This is a genomic window from Streptomyces sp. TSRI0281 (assembly GCF_001905125.1).
In the GTDB taxonomy this organism is placed as follows: Bacteria; Actinomycetota; Actinomycetes; order Streptomycetales; family Streptomycetaceae; genus Streptomyces.
The window spans coordinates 365,098-386,182 of sequence record NZ_LWLE01000003.1 but is presented as its reverse complement, the minus strand read 5'-3'; the positions used below and the strand labels follow the sequence as shown (position 1 = coordinate 386,182).

Below are 21,085 nucleotides of genomic sequence, written 5' to 3'. Positions count from 1 at the left end.
AGGACTTTCAAAGGAACCACCAACCTGCCGAAGCAGGCCGGGGTATCAACATATCTGGCGTTGACTTTTGGCACGCTGTTGAGTTCTCAAGGAACGGACGCTTCCTTCGGTCCCGTTTCACCGGGGCCCTCCGGGCGCTTCCCTTCGTGTTCTTGCGTTTCCGACTCTATCAGACTCTTTCGTGTCCGATTCCCGGTCGAAGCGGGTCAAGCAATTTTCGCTTTCCAGTTCTTCGCTTTCGCGTTTCCCTTTCCGGCGAGTCCGACTCTATCAGATCCTTTCGGGCCTGATTCCCAGTCAGTGGGGCTTGTCTTCCCGGCTGTTGGGCCGTTCCGACGAGTGAGACTTTAGCGGATTCCTTGGCTCCGACGCTAATCGGGGCTGCGTTCCTTCGAACGCGGATTCCTCATTTCGCGAATGCGCACGAAAAACAGCGCGACACGTGGTCGCTCGTTTGTCGTGGTTACTGCGGAATGGCTGTCCGGGGACCGACCGGGGTCGGCGCTCACGTCGGACAACTCGGAGCACATTACGGATCGATGCCGGGCGTGTCAACCCCGGTCCTGGTGGGTGCTTCGTGGAAGGCCAGACGGTAGGCGTGGGGGCTGGTGGAGAGGTGGGCCGCGAAGTGCTGGCGCATGGTGATCTCGCTGCCGAAGCCCGTGCGGCGGGCCACCTCGGGGAGGGGGTGGTCGGTGCGCTCCAGGAGCTTCTGGGCTGCGGCGATGCGCTGGGTGATCAGCCAGCGCAGTGGGGTCGTGCCCGTGGTCGCCTGGAAATGGCGGGCGAAGGAGCGCGGGGACATGCCCGCGCGGGCGGCGAGGGTGGCGACCGTGTGGGGTTGGGCCAGATGGGTCAGGGCGTGGGCGCGTACCGAGGCGAGGGCGTCGGCGTCGCGGTCGGCGTGCGGGGTGGGCTGCTCGATGAACTGGGCCTGGGTCCCCGTACGGAACGGGGCGGTGACCATCGAACGGGCGATCGCCGCCGCCGCTTCGGCACCCTGCGTCGTACGGACGAGGTGGAGGCACAGGTCGATTCCGGCCGCGGTGCCCGCCGACGTCCAGATGTTGTCGTCGTGGAGGAAGAGGGCGTCCGGGACGACGGTGACCCGGGGGTGGTGGGTGCGCAGGAGCTCGGTGAGGTTCCAGTGGGTGACAGCCCGGCGGCCGTCGAGAAGGCCGGCCTGGGCGAGGGTGAACGCCCCTCCGCAGAGCGCGGCGATCGGGGTGCCCCGGCCGTGGGCCAGGCGCAGGGCGTCCAGGACCGGGGCGGGGGCCGGGGTGAGGTGGTCGTCGAGGCCGGGGACCACGATCAGGTCGGCCCGGGACAGCCAGGCCAGGGTGCGGTCGGGGGTGAGGCCGAGGCCGCCGCGCAGGGGGATCGGGGCCGGGTCGGCGGCGGTGCGGCGCAGGTCGAAGGCGGGGACCCCGCGGTCGGTGCGGTCCACGCCCCACACCTCCGTGATGACGGAGACGTCGAACGCCCGGATACCGGGGAAGGCCACGAGTGCGATGCGCATCGTGGCAGTAAACCATCGGTCGATGACTTCTGTCGGTCTGGGCGAGGGGCGCGGGGAGGCGCAGGATCGAAGCATGGAGATCACGGAGAACGCGGCGCTGGTTGTGGTGGACGTCCAGAAGGGGTTCGAGGAGGAGGCGTACTGGGGGCCCCGGAACAACCCGGACGCGGATCGGAACATCGCGGGGCTGATCGACGCGTGGCAGGCGAGCGGGCGGCCCGTCGTGTTCGTACGGCATGACTCGGACAAGCCCGATTCGCCGCTGCGGGCGGGGTACCCGGGCAACGACTTCAAGCCGTACGTGGAGGAGCGGCGGGGGAAGGGGAGCGGCGGTGAGCTGTTCCTGACGAAGTCGGTGAACTCCGCCTTCTACGGGACGCCCGATCTGGATGCCTGGCTGCGGGAGGCCGGGGTGGGGCAGATCGTGGTGGCCGGGATCCAGACCAATATGTGCGCGGAGACGACGGCGCGGATGGGCGGGAACCTGGGGTACGAGGTGTTCTTCGCGCTGGACGCGACGTACACGTTCGACGGGGTCGGGCCCTGGGGGTGGACGCTCGGCGCCCAGGAGCTGGCGCGGGCCACCGCCGTGACGTTGCACGGCGGCGGTTTCGCGCAGGTCGTGAGGAGCGGGGAGCTGGTGGCCGCGGTGGCGGTCTGACGGTCAGCCGTTGCCGGAGGCCAGCTCGCGGCTGCGGTCCCGGGCGGCTTCCAGGGCCGCGATGAGGGCGGCGCGTACGCCGTGGTTCTCCAGTTCGCGGATGGCGCTGATGGTGGTGCCGGCCGGGCTGGTGACGGCCTCGCGGAGCTTGACCGGGTGTTCCCCGCTGTCCCGGAGCATGACGGCGGCGCCGATGGCCGCCTGCACGATGAGGTCGTGGGCCTGGGCGCGGGGCAGACCGAGCAGGATGCCCGCGTCGGTCATCGCCTCGACCAGGAAGTAGAAGTACGCGGGGCCGGAGCCGGAGAGGGCGGTGGCCGCGTCCTGCTGGGACTCCGGGACCCGGAGGGTCTTGCCGACCCCTCCGAAGATCTCCTCGGCGGTGGCGAGGTGCTCGGTGGTGGCGTGGCTGCCGGCCGAGATGACGGACATGCCCTCGTCGACGAGGACGGGGGTGTTCGGCATGACGCGGACCACGGGGGTGTCCGAGGTCAGCCGGTCCTCGATGAACGCGGTGGTGATGCCCGCGGCGGCGCTGATGACCAGGCGGTCGGCGGTGACGTGGGGGGCGAGTTCGTCGAGCAGCCTGCCCATGTCCTGGGGCTTGACCGCCAGGATGAGGATGTCGGCGCTCTTGGCCGCCTCGGCGTTGGTGACGGACTCGACGCCGTAGCGGGTGCGGAGCTCTTCCGCGCGCTCGGCGCGGCGGCTGGTCACCAGCAGGTCGGCGGGGCGCCAGCCCGCCCGGATCATGCCGCTGAGCAGGGCCTCGCCGATCTTGCCGGTGCCGAGGACTGCGACTGTCTGGGTCATGCGTTCACCCTTCGGGCGGTGCTCTGTGCGGTTCGGTCGTCCTCGTCATCCTTGCACCGGGGGTTCAGGTCGTGCGGCGGCGGAGGGTGGCCGCGCCCAGGCCGAGGACCAGGAGCGCGCAGCCGGCGACGACGGTGATGTCGCTGACGAAGTCCGCGGTGATGTCCTTGTGGCGGAGGACCTGGTTCATGGCATCGACGGCGTACGACATGGGCAGCACGTCGGAGAGGGCTTCGAGCGCGGGGTGCATCTGGTCGCGTGGGGTGAACAGGCCGCACAGGAGGAGCTGCGGGAAGATCACTGCCGGCATGAACTGGACGGCCTGGAATTCCGATGCGGCGAACGCCGAGACGAACAGGCCGAGGGCCGTACCGAGCAGTGCGTCGAGCAGGGCGACCAGGAGCAGCAGCCACGGGGAGCCGATGACGTCCAGGCCGAGGACCCGGACGGAGAGCGCGGTGGCCAGCACGGACTGGACGACGGCCACCGCGGCGAACGCGAGGGCGTAGCCCGCGATCAGGTCGCCCTTGCCGAGCGGCATGGCGAGGAGGCGTTCGAGGGTGCCCGAGGTGCGTTCGCGCAGGGTGGCGATCGAGGTCACCAGGAACATCGTGATGAGCGGGAAGATGCCGAGCAGCGAGGCGCCGATGGAGTCGAAGGTCTGCGGGCTGTCGTCGAAGACGTACCGCAGCAGCGTGATCATCAGGACCGGGACGATCAGCAGCAGGGCGACGGTACGCGGGTCGTGACGGAGCTGGCGCAGGACGCGGGCGGCGGTGGCGGTCGTGCGGGCGGGCGTCAGGAGGTGGCTGGGGGTACGGAGGCGGCTGGGGGTATGGAGGCGGTCGGGGGTGCGGGAGTGGCCGGTGCGGTCGGAGGTCATCGGGCGGCCTCCCGGCCGGGAGTGGTCGCGGTGGCCGCCTCGTCGACCAGGTGGAGAAAGGCTTCCTCCACGGTCTCGGAGCCGGTGCGGTCGCGCAGGGCCTCCGGCGTGTCCTCGGCGAGGATCTCGCCCTCGCGCATCAGCAGCAGGCGGTGGCAGCGTTCGGCCTCGTCCATGACGTGGGAGGAGACGAGGAGCGTGGTTCCCCGGTCGGCGGCGAGTGCGTGGAAGAGGTTCCACAGATCGCGGCGGAGTACGGGGTCGAGGCCGACGGTCGGCTCGTCGAGGACCAGCAGTTCGGGCGTGCCGAGAAGGGCGACGGCCAGGGAGACCCGGCTCAGCTGGCCGCCGGAGAGGGTGCCGGCGAGGGCGTCGGCATGGGTGGTGAGGTCGACGTCCTGGATGGCCCGGGTGACGGCTTCGCGGCGGGCGTCCCCGAGGGCGCGTCCCGGCTGGAGTACGGCGGCGAAGTAGTCGAGGTTCTGCCGGACGGAGAGGTCGGTGTAGACGGAGGGCGCCTGGGTGACGTACCCGATGCGGGAGCGCAGTGCCGGGTGGCCCGCGGGAAGGCCGAGGACGTCGAGGGTGCCGCTGACCTTGGCCTGAGTCCCGGCCACGGCGCGCATCAGGGTGGATTTCCCGCAGCCGGAGGGGCCGAGGAGGCCGGTGATCCTGCCGGGTTCGACGGTGAAGCCGAGAGCGCGCAGGACGGTGCGGTTGCCTCGTACGACGGTGAGGGACCGGGCTTCCACGGCGGGTGGAGTGCCGCCCCCCGGTTCGGTGACGGGGCCCGGTTCGGGGCCAGGCTCCATGGCGCGCACATAATTCACCATGTGATGAATTTTGGTCCCGACGCCCTCCCCCCGTCAAGGCGCCGCCAAGGGTGCCGACAGGGCTTCGGTGAGGCTCCGGCGGGCTTCGGTGAGGCTCCGGCGGGAATTATCGGTTATTGGGGCGCTTGCCCTTGGCCGTGCGGCGGGCCGCCGGGTTCCCGGTGCGGGCCGAGCGGCGCTTCGTGTACTGGGCGAGGGCCGTCTCGTACTCCGTACGCCGCAGCTTCTCGCCGGGTGCCTCCAGGAGCGAGCGGCAGAAGTAGGCCAGCAGGGAGCCGATGAAACCGATCGACTTGAGGCCGCGCAGATTGTCCTCGCGGCCCGGGTCCGCGGGGCGGGCGCCGAAGCCTTCCCACGTCTTGCGGAAGGCGATGGCGCTGCAGATGCCGAACATCAGGATGACCAGCATCCCGATCAGGCTGCCGACCTCCGCGATCTCCAGGCCCTGATAGGCGAACCGGAGCACGAAGCAGGCGGCGACCGCCGCGGCGAGCGAGCCGATCGCGGCTCCGGCGCGCCGCAGCCCGTAGCCCCCGTCGCGGTCGACCCAGGTCGTACCGAAGAAACGGATGGGCTCGGGCTGCGGGCCGGGGGCGGTGGTGGTGCCGCCGGACGCGACCGCGTCGGTGGGCGGGGTACCGGGTGCTTCGCTGTTCTCGCTCACGGAGTCGATTATCCCCGGACGGGTGGTGGTCGCGTCGGACCGGCCCGTACGTGCGGGTCGGACCGGCCCGCACATGCGGCCCGGTGTCAGTCGCAGCGCGGGGCGACGTACCCGTCACTGCCGGTGTGGACGTACGCGTCCGAGATGAACTGGCCGTTGGCGATGTTGTCCCACAGGTTCGTGGTGCCGTACGGGCCGGTGACCCGCTCCCCCGGCTTCTGGCAGTAGACCGGGACCTTCATCCCGTACGGAAGGGTCCGCACGATCCGGTAGTTGGTGCCGGGTCCGACCCGGACGTTGACGCGGTAGCCCGGTGCGATCGGGTACTTCTGCAGGTCGTCGGAGGCGGCTTCGACGGTGGCCGCCGCCTCTGTGACCGTCGCCGTGTCCGCTGCTGTGTCCACCGTGGTGACGCTGTCTTCAACACCCATGGGTGCCTCCCCCGTTGAGTAACCATGACTACGACGCGCAGGCTAACAAGCCCCACGCCGCTCGCACGCACCATCGACTAGGCTCCGTGCGTCGCGCTTGCGCACGAACACACGGGGGTGGGCGATGCCGCCGCTGCGAGGGACCGGAGCCAATCCGGAAGCGGAGCATCCGGAGTACGCCGGTACGTATCGGCTTGAGGCATGTCTCGGATCGGGCGGCATGGGTGTCGTGCACCTGGCCCGCTCCGCATCGGGGCTCCAGCTCGCAGTGAAGGTGGTGCACGGGCCGTACGCTGCCGACCCCGAGTTCCGGGCGCGTTTCCGGCAGGAAGTGGCGGCGGCACGACGCGTGAGCGGGGCGTTCACCGCACCGGTCGTGGACGCCGATCCGGCCGCCCCGCGCCCCTGGATGGCCACGCTCTACGTGCCCGGCCCCACCCTCGCCGAGCAGGTGAAGCGGAACGGCCCCCTGGCCCCCGCCGAGCTGCGCAGGCTCACCGCGGGGCTGGCCGAGGCGCTGCGCGACATCCACCGGGCCGGGGTCATCCACCGCGATCTCAAGCCGAGCAACGTGCTGCTCTCCGATTCCGGGCCCAAGGTCATCGACTTCGGGATCTCCCGGCCGTACGACAGCGATCTGCGCACCGAGACGGGCAAGCTGATCGGCTCGCCCCCTTATATGGCGCCCGAGCAGTTCCAGCGGCCCCGCGAGGTCGGTCCCGCCGCCGATGTGTTCGCCCTGGGGGCCGTGCTGGTCCACGCGGCGACCGGCAGCGGGCCCTTCGACTCGGACAGCCCGTACATCGTGGCGTACCAGGTGGTGCACGACGAGGCGGATCTCGCCGGGGTGCCCGGGGATCTCGCGCCGCTGGTCGGCCGGTGCCTGGCGAAGGACCCGGCACAGCGGCCCACGCCGGACGAGATCATGACGGCGCTGCGCCCACCGTCGTACGAGGCCGCCGCGTTCATACCGGCGCAGCGGCGGCCGGTGGCCGTGGAGGCGGCCGACGGGCCCACCACCCATGTGCGGGCCGCGCCCCCGGTCGTACGACGCCGTCCGCGCGGCCTGCTCGTGGCGGCGGGCGTCGCGCTGCTCGTGCTGGTGACCGGCGCGGGCGCGGCGGCGCTGGGGGTGTGGGGCGAGCCGGACGATCCGCACACCCCGGCGGGCGGCAAAAAGGGGGCGGCGGCGGCCTTCGCGCCGTGGCGGACCCCGCTGCGGACCACCGGCAGTGACACCCCCGTCTGCTCCTCGGGCGGGAGCTCCGCCGCCGGGACCGGGACCGGGATCTACTGCGCGGCGGCCGGGGCGGGCATCGCGCGCCTGGACCCCGCGGACGGCCGTGTGCTGTGGTCGGACCGGAAGGGCGCGCGCAAGGGCGCGTCGCCGCCGGTGGTCGCGGGCGGGCTCGTCCACAGCGCGGACCCGGGCGGGACGCTGCGCGCGTACGACCCGGCCGAGGGCACCCGGATACGGGAGACCGATGTGTCCGCGTACCCCGACGCCCCGTTCCCGGCGGGCGGCACGCTGCTGCTGGTCACGGACGGCGGCAGGGTGAAGGCGCTGGACGGCGCGACCGGAAAGGCCCGCTGGGGGCACACGATCCCCGGGCATCTGCGCCCCGACTTCGCCGTCCACGACGGCGCGTCCGGGCTGGCCTACGCCTTCGAGCACTCGGCCTCCGGCTCGACCACACTCGTCACCGCGGTCGACGCGGACAACGGCCGGACCGCGTGGCAACGGCGGCTGGACGGGATACTCACTCCCGCCGGGACCGCCGACGGCGCGCTCGTCCTGACGGCGATGAACGAGGACTCGGAGACCGTCGCGCTCGTCCGCTACGACCCCGGACCGCGCACCCTGACCCGTATCGGACTGCCCTTCCGGATGAACGATCCGCAGGTGGTGCTGGGCGGCGACACCGCGTATCTGCTGGCACGGGGCGGAACGCTGCTCGCCCTCGACACCCGCTCGCACGGGAAGGCCGAACTGTGGCGCCTGGAAACGGGTGTCGGGCGCACCTCGGCCCCCGTACTCGGGCCGGGCGAACAGCTGTACTTCTCCGCGGCGGACGGGCGGCTGCTGGCCGTCGACACCGGGCGGGGCGCCCTGGTGGGCCAGACCCGCGCCCGGCTGCGGGAGGGCAGGCTCACCTATGCGTCGGTGCTGCCCGCGCCCGTCGCGGCGGGGCGGACCGTGGTGGGTACGGCCCCGGACGGCTCGGTCTTCGCGGTCGACGGACGGGACCCGGGGAGCTGGTGAAGCGGGGGTGCCGCTGAAGCGGGGGCCGGTGAAGCGGGGGTGCCGGTGAAGCGGCCCCACGGCGAACGGCCACCGGAGGCCGGAGGCACCAGGCTCCCGGCCCCGGGAGCGTGCTCCGGCCGCCCGGCCCCGGCCTTGGGACCGCGCCTCGGCCGGGCGGTCACAGGAAACCGGGCCCGGCCGCACCCGTGGGTGGCGGCGGGCCCGGTGACGTACGTACCGCTCGGGTCAGCCCAGCTTGGAGACGTCGCGCACGGCGCCCCGGTCCGCGCTCGTCGCCATCGCCGCGTACGCCCGCAGCGCCGCCGAGACCTTGCGCTCGCGGTTCTTCGGGGCGTAGACGCCGTTCAGCGCCTCGCGGCGGGCGGCCAGTTCGGCGTCGGGGACGAGGAGCTCGATGGACCGGTTCGGGATGTCGATACGGATGCGGTCGCCGTCCTCGACGAGCGCGATCGTGCCGCCCGATGCCGCCTCCGGCGACGCGTGGCCGATCGACAGGCCCGACGTACCGCCGGAGAAGCGGCCGTCGGTGACCAGCGCGCAGCTCTTGCCGAGGCCGCGGCCCTTGAGGAAGGACGTCGGGTAGAGCATCTCCTGCATACCGGGACCGCCGCGCGGGCCCTCGTAACGGATGACGACGACGTCGCCCTCCTTGATCTCCTTGCGGAGGATCTTGTCGACGGCCGCCTCCTGCGACTCGCAGACGACCGCCGGGCCCTCGAAGGTCCAGATCGACTCATCGACACCGGCCGTCTTCACGACACAGCCGTCCACCGCGAGGTTGCCCTTGAGGACCGCGAGACCGCCGTCCTTGGAGTACGCGTGCTCCAGGTCGCGGATGCAGCCGCCCGCGGCGTCCAGGTCGAGGGTGTCCCAGCGCTCGGACTGGGAGAAGGCGGTGGCGGAGCGGACGCAGCCGGGGGCGGCGTGCCACAGCTCGACGGCCTCGGGCGACGGGGAGCCGCCGCGTACGTCCCAGTTCTTCAGCCACTCGGCGAGGGTGTCGGAGTGCACCGAGTGCACTTCCTCGTTGAGCAGCCCCGCGCGGTGGAGCTCGCCGAGGAGGGCGGGGATGCCGCCCGCCCGGTGGACGTCCTCCATGTAGTACGTGCCGCCGGGGGCCACGTTCGGGGCGACCTTCGCCAGGCACGGGACGCGGCGCGAGACCTCGTTGATGTCGTCGAGGTCGTAGGCCAGCTCCGCCTCCTCGGCGGCGGCGAGCAGGTGCAGGATCGTGTTGGTCGAGCCGCCCATCGCGATGTCCAGCGCCATCGCGTTGTCGAACGCGGCGCGGGTGCCGATCGCGCGGGGCAGGACCGTCTCGTCGTCCTGCTCGTAGTAACGCTTGGTGATCTCCACGACCGTGCGGCCGGCCTCCTCGTACAGCGCCTTGCGGGCGGTGTGCGTGGCGAGGACGGAACCGTTGCCCGGGAGGGAGAGGCCGAGGACCTCGGTCAGACAGTTCATCGAGTTGGCGGTGAACATGCCGGAACAGCTGCCGCAGGTGGGGCAGGCGTTCTCCTCGATACGGAGGATGTCCTCGTCGGAGATGCTCTCGTCCACGGCGTCGCTGATCGCGTTGACCAGGTCGAGCTTGCGGACCGTGCCGTCGACCAGGGTGGCCTTGCCGGCCTCCATCGGGCCGCCGGAGACGAAGACCGTCGGGATGTTGAGGCGCATGGCGGCCATCAGCATGCCGGGGGTGATCTTGTCGCAGTTGGAGATGCAGATCAGCGCGTCGGCGCAGTGCGCCTCGACCATGTACTCGACGGAGTCGGCGATCAGGTCGCGCGACGGGAGGCTGTAGAGCATCCCGCCGTGGCCCATCGCGATGCCGTCGTCCACGGCGATGGTGTTGAACTCGCGGGGCACGGCGCCCGCGGCCTTGATCGCCTCGGAGACGATCCGGCCGACCGGGGCGAGGTGGGTGTGGCCCGGGACGAACTCGGTGAACGAGTTGGCCACCGCGATGATCGGCTTGCCGATGTCCTCGCTCGCTACGCCCGACGCCCGCATAAGGGCGCGGGCGCCCGCCATGTTGCGGCCGTGGGTGACAGTGCGGGACCTCAGCTGCGGCATCGCGCTCGCTCCTTCGACAGAAAAGACTGTCTTCGAGCGTACGCCTCGAATCCAAGATCTGGACACGACGTCCGGATGTCGGGACGCGGTGCTCAAGGAGGGCGGTGTACGGGCTCCGGGTCCGGGGCGGCGTACGGCTCCGGGGCAGGTCAGGAGGGTCCGGCCCGGGAGTCAGGCTTCCGTGAAGTATCTCTGCAGGGTCGGGCCCACCATCGCGATGATCTCCTCCGGGTCCGCCGAAGCCAGCGGCTCCGCCTTGATCACGTACCGCAGGATCGCGATGCCGACCATGTGCGAGGCCGCCAGTTCCGCCCGGAAGGTCGGGTCCGGTACGTCCAGTTCCGCCGCGATCCGCTCCAGCAGCCGTCGCAGGACGAAGCCGCGCAGGACCGACGCCGCCGCTTCGTGGGTGAGCGCCGAGCGCAGGATCGCCAGCAGCGGGGCCCGGGTGGCCGGGTTCTCCCACACCGAGAGGAAGTAGCGGACCAGCCGTTCGCCCAGGCCGTCCGTCGAGCCGCCGATGAGCCCGGGGATGACCAGGGCGGGTTCGAAGGAGACCTCGATGGCGGCGGCGAAGACCTCGTCCTTCGTACCGAAGTAGTGGTGGACCAGCGCGGCGTCCACGCCCGCCGCCCTGGCGATGCCCCGGATCGACGTCTTGTCGTAGCCGCGCTCCGCGAATTGGGTACGGGCCGCTTCGAGGATGCGGGTACGGGCGTCGGGGCCGGTTTCCCCGGCGGTACGGGAGGGGCGGCCGCGGCGCCGGGGGGCGGGGCCCGCTCCGGGCGTCACACGCTCCTCGGGTTCCTCTCGCCTCTCGGGCGTCGCGTGCTTCTCGGGGGTCACGCGCTTCTCGGGCGTCGCGTGCTTCTCAGGGGTCACGCGCTTCTCGCGCTTACCGGGTTTCACGTGTGGGGGCCTGGGCCGACGACGCCAGGTGGAGCCGGGTGAAGGCGAGCGCCTCCGCGAGGTCGGCCTCGCGTTCGGCGGAGGACATGGCGCGCCGGGTGTTGACCTCGATGACGACATGGCCGTCGAACGCGGTACGGGCCAGCCGCTCCAGCAGCTCCGCGCAGGGCTGGTCGCCCCGGCCGGGCACCAGGTGCTCGTCCTTGTTGGAGCCCTTGCCGTCGGCGAGGTGGACGTGGGCCAGCCGGTCGCCCATCCGGTCCACCATGGCCAGCCCGTCCGTGCGCGCGGTCGCGGTGTGCGACAGGTCCACCGTGAAGTGCCGGTAGTCGTCGTTGGTGACGTCCCAGTCGGGGGCGTACGCGAGCATCTCCCGGTCCCGGTAGCGCCACGGGTACATGTTCTCGACGGCGAACCGCACATCGGTCTCGTCCGCCATGCGCCAGATGCCGGTCACGAAGTCACGCGCGTAGTTGCGCTGCCAACGGAACGGCGGGTGGACGACGACGGTCGACGCGCCGAGCAACTCCGCGGCCGCCCTGGCCCGCTGGAGCTTCACCCACGGATCGGTGGACCAGACCCGCTGGGTGATGAGGAGGCAGGGCGCGTGCACGGCGAGGATCGGGACCCGGTGGTAGTCCGAGAGCCGTCGCAGGGCCTCGATGTCCTGGCTGACCGGGTCGGTCCAGACCATGACCTCGACCCCGTCGTAGCCCAGGCGCGCGGCGATCTCGAAGGCCGTCGCGGTCGACTCCGGGTAGACCGAAGCCGTCGACAGGGCGACCTTCGCATCGGGGATGCGCACCACTGGTTCTGCCACCTGGACAGCGTACGGGCAGCGATGCGCCCCGCCGAGGGGCACCGGCCCGAAAGTGACCAGGGCCATGACGGGCCTCCCGTACCCGCGGGTCCCGTACCCCTGCCGGCGTCCGCGAACGGCATCCACGCGGGCTGCGTCAGTACAGGACGGCCTGTTCCGTCGGGAGGTGGTCCAGGCGGCGCAGGATGACGCCCTCGCGCAGCGCCCAGGGGCAGATCTCCAGCTCCTCGACCCCGAACAGGTCCATCGCGCCCTCCGCCACCAGCGCCCCGGCCAGCACCTGGGCGGCGCGCCCCTCGGAGACTCCGGGGAGCCGGCCCCGCTCCTCGACGGTCATCGCCGCGAGTTTCGGCACCCACTCCTCCAGCGCCCTGCGGGTGAGGGAGCGCTGGACGTACAGCCCGTCGGTGGAGCGTGCGGCGCCCGCGATCCTGGCGAGCTGTTTGAAGGTCTTGGAGGTGGCGACGACATGGTCGGGGCGGCCGAAGCGGCTGAACTCACCGACGCTCCGGGCGATCCTGGCCCGTACGTGGCGGCGCAGCGCCCTCACCTCCTCCGGGGCCGCCGGGTCGGCCGGCAGCCAGGCCGCGGTGAGGCGTCCGGCCCCGAGCGGCAGCGACACCGCGGCATCGGGCTCCTCGTCGATGCCGAACGCTATCTCCAGGGATCCGCCGCCGATGTCCAGGACCAGCAGCTTCCCGGCCGACCAGCCGAACCAGCGGCGGGCGGCGAGGAAGGTGAGCCGGGCCTCCTCCTCACCGCTGAGGACCGCGAGGTCGACGCCCGTCTCGTCGCGTACCCGGGCCAGCACCCTGTCCGCGTTGGTCGCTTCGCGCACCGCCGATGTGGCGAACGCCAGGACGTCCTCGCATCCCTTGTCCTCGGCGGCCTGGACCGCTCCGGCGATGGTCGACACCAGCCGGTCCACGCCCACGGGGCCGATGGCCCCGTCCGCGTCGAGGAGTTCGGCCAGGCGAAGCTCGGCCTTGTGCGAATGCGCGGGCAGCGGGCGGGCACCGGGGTGCGCGTCCACCACCAGCAGATGAACCGTGTTCGACCCCACGTCGAGGACTCCGAGTCTCATACCGGAACGCTACTGCGGCCGGTCGGCGCCGGTCGGTCTTACTCTTGGCGCGTGCCAAAGACGAAAAAGGCGAAGCCGGGCAAAGCCACGAAGAAGCAGAAGACGAACCGGGAGACATCGCAACCGGAAAAGAACGGACCGAACGGGTCCGACGAGACGGGCATCGACTTCGCGCGGGCCTGGGTGGAGTTCCCCGACCCCTCGGACGACGAACAGATCTTCCGCTGCGATCTGACATGGCTGACCTCCAGGTGGAGCTGCATCTTCGGCAGCGGCTGCCAGGGAATCCAGGCGGGCCGCGCCGACGACGGCTGCTGCACGCTGGGCGCCCACTTCTCCGACAAGGACGACGAGAAGCGGGTGGCCGGCCATGTCGCACGGCTGACACCGGAGCTGTGGCAGTTCCATGACGTCGGTACGCAGACGGGCTGGGTCGGCGTCGACGAGGACGGCGAACGCCAGACGCGTCGCTGGGAGGGCTCCTGCATCTTCCAGAACCGGCCCGGATTCGCGGCCGGCGCGGGCTGCTCGCTGCACATCCTGGCGCTGCGGGAGGGCAAGGAGCCCCTCGAAACGAAGCCCGACGTGTGCTGGCAGCTGCCGATCCGGCGTACGTACGACTGGATCGACCGGCCCGACGACACGCGCGTGCTCCAGGTCTCGATCGGTGAGTACGACCGCCGGGGCTGGGGTCCCGGCGGCCACGATCTGCACTGGTGGTGCACCTCGGCCACCTCGGCGCACGGGGCCGGGGACCCGGTGTACGTCTCCTACCGCCCCGAGCTCACCGAGCTGATGGGCAAGGAGGGCTACGACCGGCTGGTCGAACTGTGCGAGGAGCGGCTGTCGTCGCTGCTGCCGATGGCGCCGCACCCGGCCGATCCGCGGCCCGGTGCGTCGGCCTGACCTTCCTGCCGCCCTCGTCCCACGGACCGACAGCCCGCAGGCCCTGACCGGCCCCGCGGGCTGTCAGTCCGTGGGGGCCGGTCCTGACGGGCCGGTGGGCGGGTCGGACGGGTCCGGGGAGGTCGGCGGGTCGGACGGCCCCGGGTCCGTGGGGCCCGTAGGGCCGGGGGTGGGATCCGTCGGGGTCGAGGTGGGAGCGGTGGGGCCGGTGGGATTCGGCGTGGGTGGTGTCGGGTTCGTACCCGGGTCCGTCGGGCGGGGGGTGGGACGCGACGGGCCGCCGTTCGCCGGGGACGTGGCTCCGTACCCCTCGAACTCGACCACCGCCCCCGAAGGGGCGATGCCGATGCGTGCGCTCCACGGCCCGTCCGGCTCCACCGCGTGGTTCACCGAGACCCGGATCGTGACGCTCTCGCCGGCGGCGAGGCTGCCCGCCGTACGGCTGAGGCGCAGCCACGGCGCGTCCACCCACGCCGACCAGGCGAGGTGGCCGCTGCCGGAGGCGGTCAGGGTGATGGTCGTGACGTCTCCGGAGGACCGGGCGGTGACGGCGAGGCGGCCGGGGCCGTGCTGTCCGTCGCCGGTGCTGATGACCTCGGCCGTCACGCCCGGGACACGGGCGCCGTCCGTGAAGCGGCCCTTCTCTCCGGGGCGGGCGTTGCCCGCGTTCTCGTAACGGTCGTACGGGGCTCCGTCCATGCCGCCCCTGCCGTCCATCTCGGTCGCGGTGACCGAGGAGCCGTCGTGCCCCTCACCGGTGTGCGGCGCCCCCCGGTAGGCGGCCCACAGGGCGATCACGGGGGCGGCGACGACCGTCGCGACCACGGTCGTCGTCACCACCCGGGCGCGCAGCCGGTCCCGGCGCGCGGCGTGGTCCTTCGGGTCCAGCGGATAGCCCGCCCGGTCGAAGCGCGGGGTGTGCGGCCTGGAGCGCCGGGCGTGGACCATGGCGACCCGCACGGAGGGGCGGGGCGCCTCGACCACCGGCAGCACGGCGGTGGGTGTGACGGCGGCTCCGGGCCAGGGACCGGCGGCACCGGCCCGTTCGGCGACGCGACGGCAGCGGGGGCAGTCGTCGACGTGCCGGACGAGTTCGCGGCGCAGCGCGGCGGAGAGCAGGACCCGGTGGTCACCGGTGAGACGGGCCACGGTGGGGCAGTTGCCGGTCTCGACCACGGCGAGGGCGGCGCGGGTGCGCTCCACCTCGCAGACGGCGGCTGCCAGCAGCTCCCGGGCGCCGGAGGGCTCCAGGCCGAGTACGGAGGCGACGGCGCGCGGGGGGAGCCGGTGGCGTACCGCGAGTTCGAGCGCCTCCCGTTGTTCCGGGGTGGTGCCCGCCGCCTCGGGCCAGGCGAGCTTGGCCAGTTCGCGCCGCCGTGCCTCGGCGGCCGGGGACTCGGCGGGGGCCGGGACGGCCGCTTCCTCCGGGGTGGGGGGCGTGGCGAGGCCCATCGGGGGTGCGCCGGGCATGGACACCGGCGCGCGGTGGTTCACGTGCGCCGGTGCTTGCGCGGCCCAGGTCTGGGCGGCGTCGGGCTGCGCGGCCTTCAGGCGGGCGGACGGCGTGCGCGCGGCCCGGGTCTCCTTCGCCGGGTGGCGGTGGGCGTGGCGGCCGCGGTGGCGTTCGGCCAGCTTGCGCAGGCACGTCCACCTGGCCAGCGCGTACAGCCAGGTTTTACGTTCCTCCTCGCCCTCGGGGCACCGGCCGTCCTGCCGCTCCGCGATCACCAGGACCGCGCCGAGCGCCTCGGTGGCCGCTTCGTGGTCGCAGAGCACGGAGAGGCAGTAGGTGAAGAGGCCGTCGAGATACGGCTCGTCGCCTGCGGGCAGCGGCAGTGCCGACGAGTGGGGCGCACGACGGTGCGCCCGGTGTGCGCCGGTGGTGTGCGTGGGGGGCTCCAGCCTGCTGCTCGTCACCCGGCGACCGTAGGCATTGAGGACATGCCCTTAGTACCCCTTCAGCACTTTTAACCCTTACGGGTGAACGTATCCCTCAAAAGGGGACAGGAATCACCAATTCCGCCGCGAGCGCCCCCGCACGCCTCCGCCCCGGGCCGCACTGTCGTACCGCCCCTATACGGTGACGCCATGGCTGCCCGTACGAAATCCACGAAGGACCGGCCGTCCTACCGCTGCACCGAGTGCGGCTGGACCACCGCGAAGTGGCTCGGTCGCTGCCCCGAGTGCCAGGCGTGGGGGACGGTCGAGGAGTTCGGCGGCGCCCCCGCCGTGCGGACGACCGCGGCCGGCCGTGTCTCCACCGCCGCCGTCCCGATCGGCGAGGTCGACAGCCGCCAGGCCACCGCGCGCTCGACCGGCGTCGGAGAGCTGGACCGGGTGCTGGGCGGGGGGCTCGTACCGGGCGCCGTCGTGCTCTTCGCGGGCGAACCGGGCGTCGGCAAGTCGACGCTGCTGCTGGACGTGGCCGCCAAGGCGGCGAGCGAGGACCACCGCACGCTGTACATCACCGCCGAGGAGTCCGCGAGCCAGGTGCGGATGCGCGCCGACCGGATCCGGGCGATCAACGACCACCTCTATCTCGCGGCGGAGACCGACCTGTCCGCGGTGCTCGGCCATCTGGACGCGGTCAAGCCCTCGCTGCTGGTGCTCGACTCCGTCCAGACCGTCGCCTCGCCCGAGATCGACGGCGCTCCCGGGGGCATGGCCCAGGTCCGCGAGGTCGCCGGGGCGCTCATCCGGGCCTCCAAGGAGCGCGGGATGGCCACGCTCCTGGTCGGCCATGTCACCAAGGACGGCGCGATCGCCGGGCCGCGGCTGCTGGAACACCTGGTCGACGTGGTGCTGTCCTTCGAGGGCGACCGCCATGCCCGGCTGCGTCTGGTGCGCGGCGTCAAGAACCGTTACGGGGCCACGGACGAGGTCGGCTGCTTCGAGCTGCACGACGAGGGCATCACCGGGCTCGCCGACCCTTCGGGCCTCTTCCTCACCCGTCGCGACGAGCCGGTGCCCGGCACCTGTCTGACCGTCACCCTGGAGGGCAAGCGGCCACTGGTCGCCGAAGTGCAGGCGCTGACGGTCGACTCCCAGATCCCTTCACCCCGGCGCACCACCTCCGGTCTGGAGACCTCCAGGGTCTCGATGATGCTGGCGGTACTGGAGCAGCGCGGCCGTATCAGCGCCCTCGGCAAGCGGGACATCTACAGCGCGACGGTCGGCGGCGTGAAGCTCACCGAACCCGCCGCGGACCTGGCGATCGCGCTCGCCCTGGCCAGCGCGGCCAGCGACACCCCGCTGCCGAAGAACCTGGTCGCGATCGGTGAGGTGGGCCTCGCGGGCGAGGTCAGAAGGGTCACCGGAGTCCAGCGCAGACTGGCCGAGGCGTACCGCCTCGGCTTCACCCACGCGCTGGTCCCGACCGACCCGGGGAAGGTCCCGTCCGGTATGAAGGTCACGGAAGTCGCCGACATGGGCGACGCTCTGAGGGTGCTCCCGCGCCGGTCTCGTCCGGAGGCACCGCAGGAGGACGGCGCGCGCCGGTAGACTTTGCCCTGGTCTCGCCCGCCCGTACGAACGGTATGAGGGACGCAAGGGCATCGCAAACCTGTGACCGGAGGAGTGCAGTGGCAGCCAACGACCGGGCGGCATCGCCCGGAAAGTCCGGCCAAGGCACCGGCAACGAGGCGCTGATGCGCGCCTCGTTGAGCGCGGTCGCGCCCGGAATGGCCTTGCGGGACGGCCTGGAGCGCATCCTCCGCGGCAATACCGGTGGACTGATCGTCCTCGGTATGGACAAGACCGTCGAGTCGATGTGCACCGGTGGATTCGTGCTGGACGTGGAGTTCACCGCGACGCGGCTGCGCGAGCTGTGCAAGCTCGACGGCGCGCTGATCCTCGACAAGGACATGAGCAAGATCCTGCGGGCCGGTGTGCAGCTGGTGCCGGACGCGTCCATCCCCACCGAGGAGACCGGCACCCGCCACCGCACGGCGGACCGGGTCTCCAAGGCGTGCGTCTTCCCGGTCGTCTCGGTCTCGCAGTCGATGCGGCTGATCGCGCTGTACGTGGACGGGGAGCGGCGGGTCCTTGAGGAGTCCTCCGCGATCCTGTCCCGGGCCAATCAGGCGCTCGCGACGCTGGAGCGGTACAAACTGCGCCTCGACGAGGTCGCGGGCACGCTCTCCGCGCTGGAGATCGAGGACCTGGTGACGGTCCGGGACGTGACGGCGGTCGCCCAGCGCCTGGAGATGGTGCGCCGGATCGCGACCGAGATCGCCGAGTACGTGGTGGAGCTGGGCACCGACGGGCGGCTGCTCTCGCTCCAGCTGGACGAGCTGATCGCGGGCGTCGAGCCGGAGCGGGAACTGGTCGTGCGCGACTATGTGCCGGAGCCGACGGCCAAGCGGTCCCGCACGGTCGCGGAGGCGCTGACCGAGCTGGACGCGCTGAGCCACACGGAGCTGCTGGAACTGGCCGTGGTGGCACGGGCGTTGGGGTACAGCGGCTCGCCGGAGACGCTGGACTCGGCGGTGTCCCCGCGGGGATTCCGGCTGCTGGCGAAGGTGCCGCGGCTGCCGGGAGCGATCATCGAGCGGCTGGTGGAGCACTTCGGCGGTCTGCAGAAGCTGCTGGCCGCGAGCGTGGACGATCTCCAGACCGTGGACGGCGTCGGGGAGGCCAGGGCGCGGAGCGTGCGGGAGGGGCTGTCGCGGCTGGCGGAGTCGTCGATCCTGGAACGGTACGTCTAGGGGTGGCGGGGGTTTTGTCCTCAGGCGCCGGACGGGCTGGGGTGTGATGCCCTGCCGGGCCGGTGTGGTGCCGGCCCCACGGGGCGAGGGTTCCGTCCTCAAACGCCGGACGGGCTGGGGTTGGCCGGACCGGCTGGGGTTGGGGTTGGCGCCCTGCCAAGGGTGACCGGTCCTGCCGGGGGCGCGTTGTGCCGGCCCCACGGAGCGACGGTTCCGTCCTCAAACGCCGGACGGGCTGGGGTTGGCCGGGGCGGCTGAGGTCGGCCGGGGCGGCTGGGGTCGGCCGGGCCGGCTGAGGTCGGCGGGAGCGGCTGGGGTTGGCCGGACCGGCTGAGGTCGGCCGGGGCGGCTGGGGTTGGCGTCCTTGCTGGTCAGTCCTTGGAGAGGACGAATGAGGCTCGTTGCAGGGGTTCTCCCGGGGCCCTTGCCTCCAGGAGGTACGTCCCCGGGCCCGCCTTCGCCGCGGGGGGTGTGGCGCATCGGGGGGCGCTCAGGGTGCGGTCCCATGCCACGGTGTGGACCACGGTCGTGCCCGCCGGGACCTTCAGGAGCAGGCTGCCGGGGGCGGCCGGGCAGTCCTTCGAGGACCACACCTGACTGTCCTCGTCGCCGCCGGCCTCGGTGATGGTGAGGACCGCGTTCTTCGGGCCGAGGTCGGCCTTGCAGGCGGTGGCCGAGGTGTTCTTGGCGATCAGTTCGAACTTCGGCTTGTCCTCGGGGCCGTAACTGACCTTCGTACGCAGGCTCAACTGGATCGCGGCGGGGGCGCAGTCGGGGAGCGGGGAGCCGGCCGGGACCTGCTGGCCCGCCGTCCCGGCACCCGTCGACGATCCGTCGGATCCCGCCGTGCCGGTGGACCCGGAGCCCGCGCTGTCGCCCGTGCCGGGGTCCCCGTTGCTGCCGTCGCTTCCCCCGTCGTCCCCGCCGGTGTCGCCCGACTCGTCGCGTCCGCCCGGCTGTTGACTGATCGCCGGTCCGGAACCCGAGGGGCCCGGGGTGATCGACCGCACCGGATCCGATCCGTCGGCCTTCGCGTCGCCTCTGTTTCCCTTGCCGTCACCGGAGGTGACGACCCATACGACCAGCAACGCGAGCAGCGCAACCAGCGTCGCCGCTACTGCCCTCCGTCGCCAGTAGATGGTGGAGGGAAGCGGCCCGACCGGATTGCGCATAGAACCCACGTCCCGAACTCTACGAGAGATCCGGGCCAACTCCCGCCCCACCCGCCGCTCCGATCGTGAAGTTTTGCGGATCATCATCACGGAACCCCTGATGGCACCCGCTGGACAGGGGCAGAGGGGACAGAACGGGTGGCGTTCTCGCCCCCTGGGCCACCGGGACGGCCGACACCCCCGCACCCGTGACCCTCGCCCCGTCTTCCGTGCCAGGATCGGACGTGCGATGACTGCCATGACTTCGACACACACGCCCCCCACGTCCCTCCACACCCCCGTCATCGGGTGGTTCGAGCAGCACGCCCGCGATCTGCCCTGGCGCCGCCCCGAAGCGGGCGCCTGGGGTGTGATGGTGAGCGAGTTCATGCTGCAGCAGACCCCGGTGAGCCGGGTCCTCCCGGTGTACGAACAGTGGCTGGCCCGCTGGCCGCGCCCCGCCGACCTGGCCGCCGAGGCGCCCGGTGAAGCGGTCCGCGCCTGGGGCCGGCTCGGCTACCCCCGCCGGGCGCTGCGCCTGCACGGGGCCGCCCAGGCGATAACGGAACGGCACGGCGGCGACGTACCGAGCGAGCACAACCAGCTGCTGGCGCTGCCCGGGATCGGTGAGTACACGGCGGCGGCCGTGGCCTCGTTCGCGTACGGGCAACGGCACGCGGTGCTCGATACGAACGTCCGCCGGGTGTTCGCCCGCGCCGCCTCCGGTATCCAGTACCCGCCGAACGCGACGACCGCCGCCGAACGCAAGCTCGCCAGGGCGCTGCTCCCCGAGGAGGACGAACGCGCGGCCCGCTGGGCGGCCGCGACGATGGAGCTCGGCGCGCTGGTGTGCACCGCCAGGAACGAGGACTGTTCGCAGTGCCCGATCGCCTCGCAGTGCGCCTGGCTGCTGGCCGGGAAGCCCGCGCACCAGGGGCCTGCCCGCCGTGGGCAGACGTACGCAGGTACCGACCGGCAGGTACGCGGCCGACTGCTCGCGGTCCTGCGTGAGTCGGTGGCCCCGGTTCCGCAGGCCGCACTGGACGCCGTGTGGGACGAGCCCGTGCAGCGGGCCCGCGCCCTGGACGGGCTGGTGGCCGACGGGCTGGTCGAACCGCTGGCCGACGGTCAGTACCGGCTGCCGCTGACCTGACCCGAGCCGGGCCCGACCGGACCGGGTCCCGACCCCTCCGCCCCGGTCCATCCCGGTCCGACCCGGTCGTAGGGCCGGGTCGGACCAGGGCTGTTACACAACCGATGGGCAGCCGTGCGTCGGCGTATGGCTGCTACGCACACCCTCGTGACAACGCCTCCGTAGCGTCTCCGACAGCAGTGCACACGGGGATCTACGGGGTCGGAGGCG

Annotated in this window: 18 protein-coding genes; 6 read left to right on the top strand and 12 right to left on the bottom strand. The window is 72.1% G+C overall.

Translation table 11 applies throughout. The features are described from left to right. Window positions 1-529 precede the first annotated feature (529 nt). Complete coding sequence (locus tag A6A29_RS10020) at window positions 530-1,519, bottom strand: GlxA family transcriptional regulator (protein WP_073719640.1); 990 nt, start codon at window positions 1,517-1,519, stop codon at window positions 530-532. 73 nt (window positions 1,520-1,592) lie between these two features. On the opposite strand from A6A29_RS10020, the gene A6A29_RS10015 reads away from it, so the two are divergent. Further along, window positions 1,593-2,180 carry a cysteine hydrolase family protein gene (locus tag A6A29_RS10015; protein ID WP_073719639.1) on the top strand — a complete coding sequence of 196 codons (588 nt, stop codon included), beginning with the start codon at window positions 1,593-1,595 and terminating at the stop codon, window positions 2,178-2,180. Between the two features lie 3 nt (window positions 2,181-2,183). Here A6A29_RS10015 and proC read toward each other — a convergent pair whose 3' ends face one another. From proC to A6A29_RS09990, 5 genes are all read right to left on the bottom strand, one after another. Continuing rightward, window positions 2,184-2,993 (bottom strand): pyrroline-5-carboxylate reductase, encoded by an 810-nt coding sequence (gene proC / locus A6A29_RS10010; RefSeq protein WP_073719638.1) that lies wholly within the window; start codon window positions 2,991-2,993, stop codon window positions 2,184-2,186. 64 nt (window positions 2,994-3,057) lie between these two features. After that, window positions 3,058-3,876 carry an ABC transporter permease gene (locus tag A6A29_RS10005; protein WP_073719637.1) on the bottom strand — a complete coding sequence of 273 codons (819 nt, stop codon included), beginning with the start codon at window positions 3,874-3,876 and terminating at the stop codon, window positions 3,058-3,060. After that, window positions 3,873-4,709, bottom strand: a complete 837-nt coding sequence (locus tag A6A29_RS10000; RefSeq protein ID WP_073719636.1) for an ABC transporter ATP-binding protein — start codon at window positions 4,707-4,709, stop codon at window positions 3,873-3,875. The genes A6A29_RS10005 and A6A29_RS10000 overlap by 4 nt, the downstream gene beginning before the upstream one ends. Window positions 4,710-4,815: 106 nt before the next feature. Then, a complete protein-coding gene (locus A6A29_RS09995; RefSeq protein ID WP_073719677.1) occupies window positions 4,816-5,373 on the bottom strand; it encodes a hypothetical protein in 558 nt (185 codons plus the stop codon). An 86-nt stretch (window positions 5,374-5,459) separates the two neighbouring features. Beyond that, the gene (locus tag A6A29_RS09990) at window positions 5,460-5,804 is read right to left on the bottom strand and encodes an SH3 domain-containing protein (protein ID WP_073719635.1); all 345 of its coding nucleotides are present in this window, start codon (window positions 5,802-5,804) and stop codon (window positions 5,460-5,462) included. 124 nt (window positions 5,805-5,928) lie between these two features. Here A6A29_RS09990 and A6A29_RS09985 point away from each other — a divergent pair, with 124 nt between their 5' ends. Then, complete coding sequence (locus A6A29_RS09985) at window positions 5,929-8,067, top strand: protein kinase domain-containing protein (protein ID WP_073719634.1); 2,139 nt, start codon at window positions 5,929-5,931, stop codon at window positions 8,065-8,067. A gap of 228 nt (window positions 8,068-8,295) precedes the next feature. Here the strand turns inward: A6A29_RS09985 and ilvD are convergent, their stop codons facing one another. From ilvD to A6A29_RS09965, 4 genes are all read right to left on the bottom strand, one after another. Continuing rightward, entirely contained in the window at window positions 8,296-10,146 is a 1,851-nt protein-coding gene (ilvD, locus tag A6A29_RS09980; protein ID WP_073719633.1) for a dihydroxy-acid dehydratase, read from the bottom strand. A gap of 171 nt (window positions 10,147-10,317) precedes the next feature. Next, the gene (locus tag A6A29_RS09975) at window positions 10,318-10,938 is read right to left on the bottom strand and encodes a TetR/AcrR family transcriptional regulator (protein ID WP_073719675.1); all 621 of its coding nucleotides are present in this window, start codon (window positions 10,936-10,938) and stop codon (window positions 10,318-10,320) included. A 103-nt stretch (window positions 10,939-11,041) separates the two neighbouring features. Then, window positions 11,042-11,875: a sugar phosphate isomerase/epimerase family protein gene (locus tag A6A29_RS09970; RefSeq protein ID WP_073719676.1), complete on the bottom strand. Its 834-nt coding sequence runs from the start codon at window positions 11,873-11,875 to the stop codon at window positions 11,042-11,044. A gap of 136 nt (window positions 11,876-12,011) precedes the next feature. Further along, entirely contained in the window at window positions 12,012-12,959 is a 948-nt protein-coding gene (locus A6A29_RS09965) for a Ppx/GppA phosphatase family protein (protein WP_073719632.1), read from the bottom strand. A 51-nt stretch (window positions 12,960-13,010) separates the two neighbouring features. Between A6A29_RS09965 and A6A29_RS09960 the strand changes: the two genes are divergently transcribed. Next, a complete protein-coding gene (locus A6A29_RS09960; RefSeq protein WP_073719631.1) occupies window positions 13,011-13,865 on the top strand; it encodes a hypothetical protein in 855 nt (284 codons plus the stop codon). Window positions 13,866-13,928: 63 nt separating this feature from the next. Here the strand turns inward: A6A29_RS09960 and A6A29_RS09955 are convergent, their stop codons facing one another. Beyond that, window positions 13,929-15,782 carry a BACON domain-containing protein gene (locus A6A29_RS09955; RefSeq protein ID WP_073719630.1) on the bottom strand — a complete coding sequence of 618 codons (1,854 nt, stop codon included), beginning with the start codon at window positions 15,780-15,782 and terminating at the stop codon, window positions 13,929-13,931. A gap of 171 nt (window positions 15,783-15,953) precedes the next feature. Between A6A29_RS09955 and radA the strand changes: the two genes are divergently transcribed. Both radA and disA read left to right on the top strand, forming a co-directional pair. After that, a complete protein-coding gene (gene radA, locus A6A29_RS09950) occupies window positions 15,954-17,366 on the top strand; it encodes a DNA repair protein RadA (RefSeq protein ID WP_073719629.1) in 1,413 nt (470 codons plus the stop codon). Window positions 17,367-17,446: 80 nt separating this feature from the next. Beyond that, the gene (disA, locus tag A6A29_RS09945) at window positions 17,447-18,571 is read left to right on the top strand and encodes a DNA integrity scanning diadenylate cyclase DisA (RefSeq protein WP_073719628.1); all 1,125 of its coding nucleotides are present in this window, start codon (window positions 17,447-17,449) and stop codon (window positions 18,569-18,571) included. 371 nt (window positions 18,572-18,942) lie between these two features. On the opposite strand, the gene A6A29_RS09940 is transcribed toward disA, so the two are convergent. Beyond that, window positions 18,943-19,743: a hypothetical protein gene (locus A6A29_RS09940; protein WP_241838405.1), complete on the bottom strand. Its 801-nt coding sequence runs from the start codon at window positions 19,741-19,743 to the stop codon at window positions 18,943-18,945. A gap of 229 nt (window positions 19,744-19,972) precedes the next feature. Here A6A29_RS09940 and A6A29_RS09935 point away from each other — a divergent pair, with 229 nt between their 5' ends. After that, complete coding sequence (locus tag A6A29_RS09935) at window positions 19,973-20,875, top strand: A/G-specific adenine glycosylase (protein ID WP_073719626.1); 903 nt, start codon at window positions 19,973-19,975, stop codon at window positions 20,873-20,875. Window positions 20,876-21,085 lie beyond the last annotated feature (210 nt).

Bases quoted from the DNA above. Each gene is read 5' to 3' on its own strand.
- A6A29_RS10000 (WP_073719636.1), bottom strand. From the start codon at position 4,709: ATGGTGAATTATGTGCGCGCCATGGAGCCTGGCCCCGAACCGGGCCCC.
- ilvD (WP_073719633.1), bottom strand. From the start codon at position 10,146: ATGCCGCAGCTGAGGTCCCGCACTGTCACCCACGGCCGCAACATGGCG.
- radA (WP_073719629.1), top strand. From the start codon at position 15,954: ATGGCTGCCCGTACGAAATCCACGAAGGACCGGCCGTCCTACCGCTGC.
- A6A29_RS09935 (WP_073719626.1), top strand. From the start codon at position 19,973: ATGACTGCCATGACTTCGACACACACGCCCCCCACGTCCCTCCACACC.
- A6A29_RS10020 (WP_073719640.1), bottom strand. From the start codon at position 1,519: ATGCGCATCGCACTCGTGGCCTTCCCCGGTATCCGGGCGTTCGACGTC.
- A6A29_RS10005 (WP_073719637.1), bottom strand. From the start codon at position 3,876: ATGACCTCCGACCGCACCGGCCACTCCCGCACCCCCGACCGCCTCCAT.
- A6A29_RS09990 (WP_073719635.1), bottom strand. From the start codon at position 5,804: ATGGGTGTTGAAGACAGCGTCACCACGGTGGACACAGCAGCGGACACG.
- A6A29_RS09965 (WP_073719632.1), bottom strand. From the start codon at position 12,959: ATGAGACTCGGAGTCCTCGACGTGGGGTCGAACACGGTTCATCTGCTG.
- A6A29_RS09940 (WP_241838405.1), bottom strand. From the start codon at position 19,743: ATGCGCAATCCGGTCGGGCCGCTTCCCTCCACCATCTACTGGCGACGG.
- A6A29_RS09985 (WP_073719634.1), top strand. From the start codon at position 5,929: ATGCCGCCGCTGCGAGGGACCGGAGCCAATCCGGAAGCGGAGCATCCG.
- A6A29_RS10015 (WP_073719639.1), top strand. From the start codon at position 1,593: ATGGAGATCACGGAGAACGCGGCGCTGGTTGTGGTGGACGTCCAGAAG.
- proC (WP_073719638.1), bottom strand. From the start codon at position 2,993: ATGACCCAGACAGTCGCAGTCCTCGGCACCGGCAAGATCGGCGAGGCC.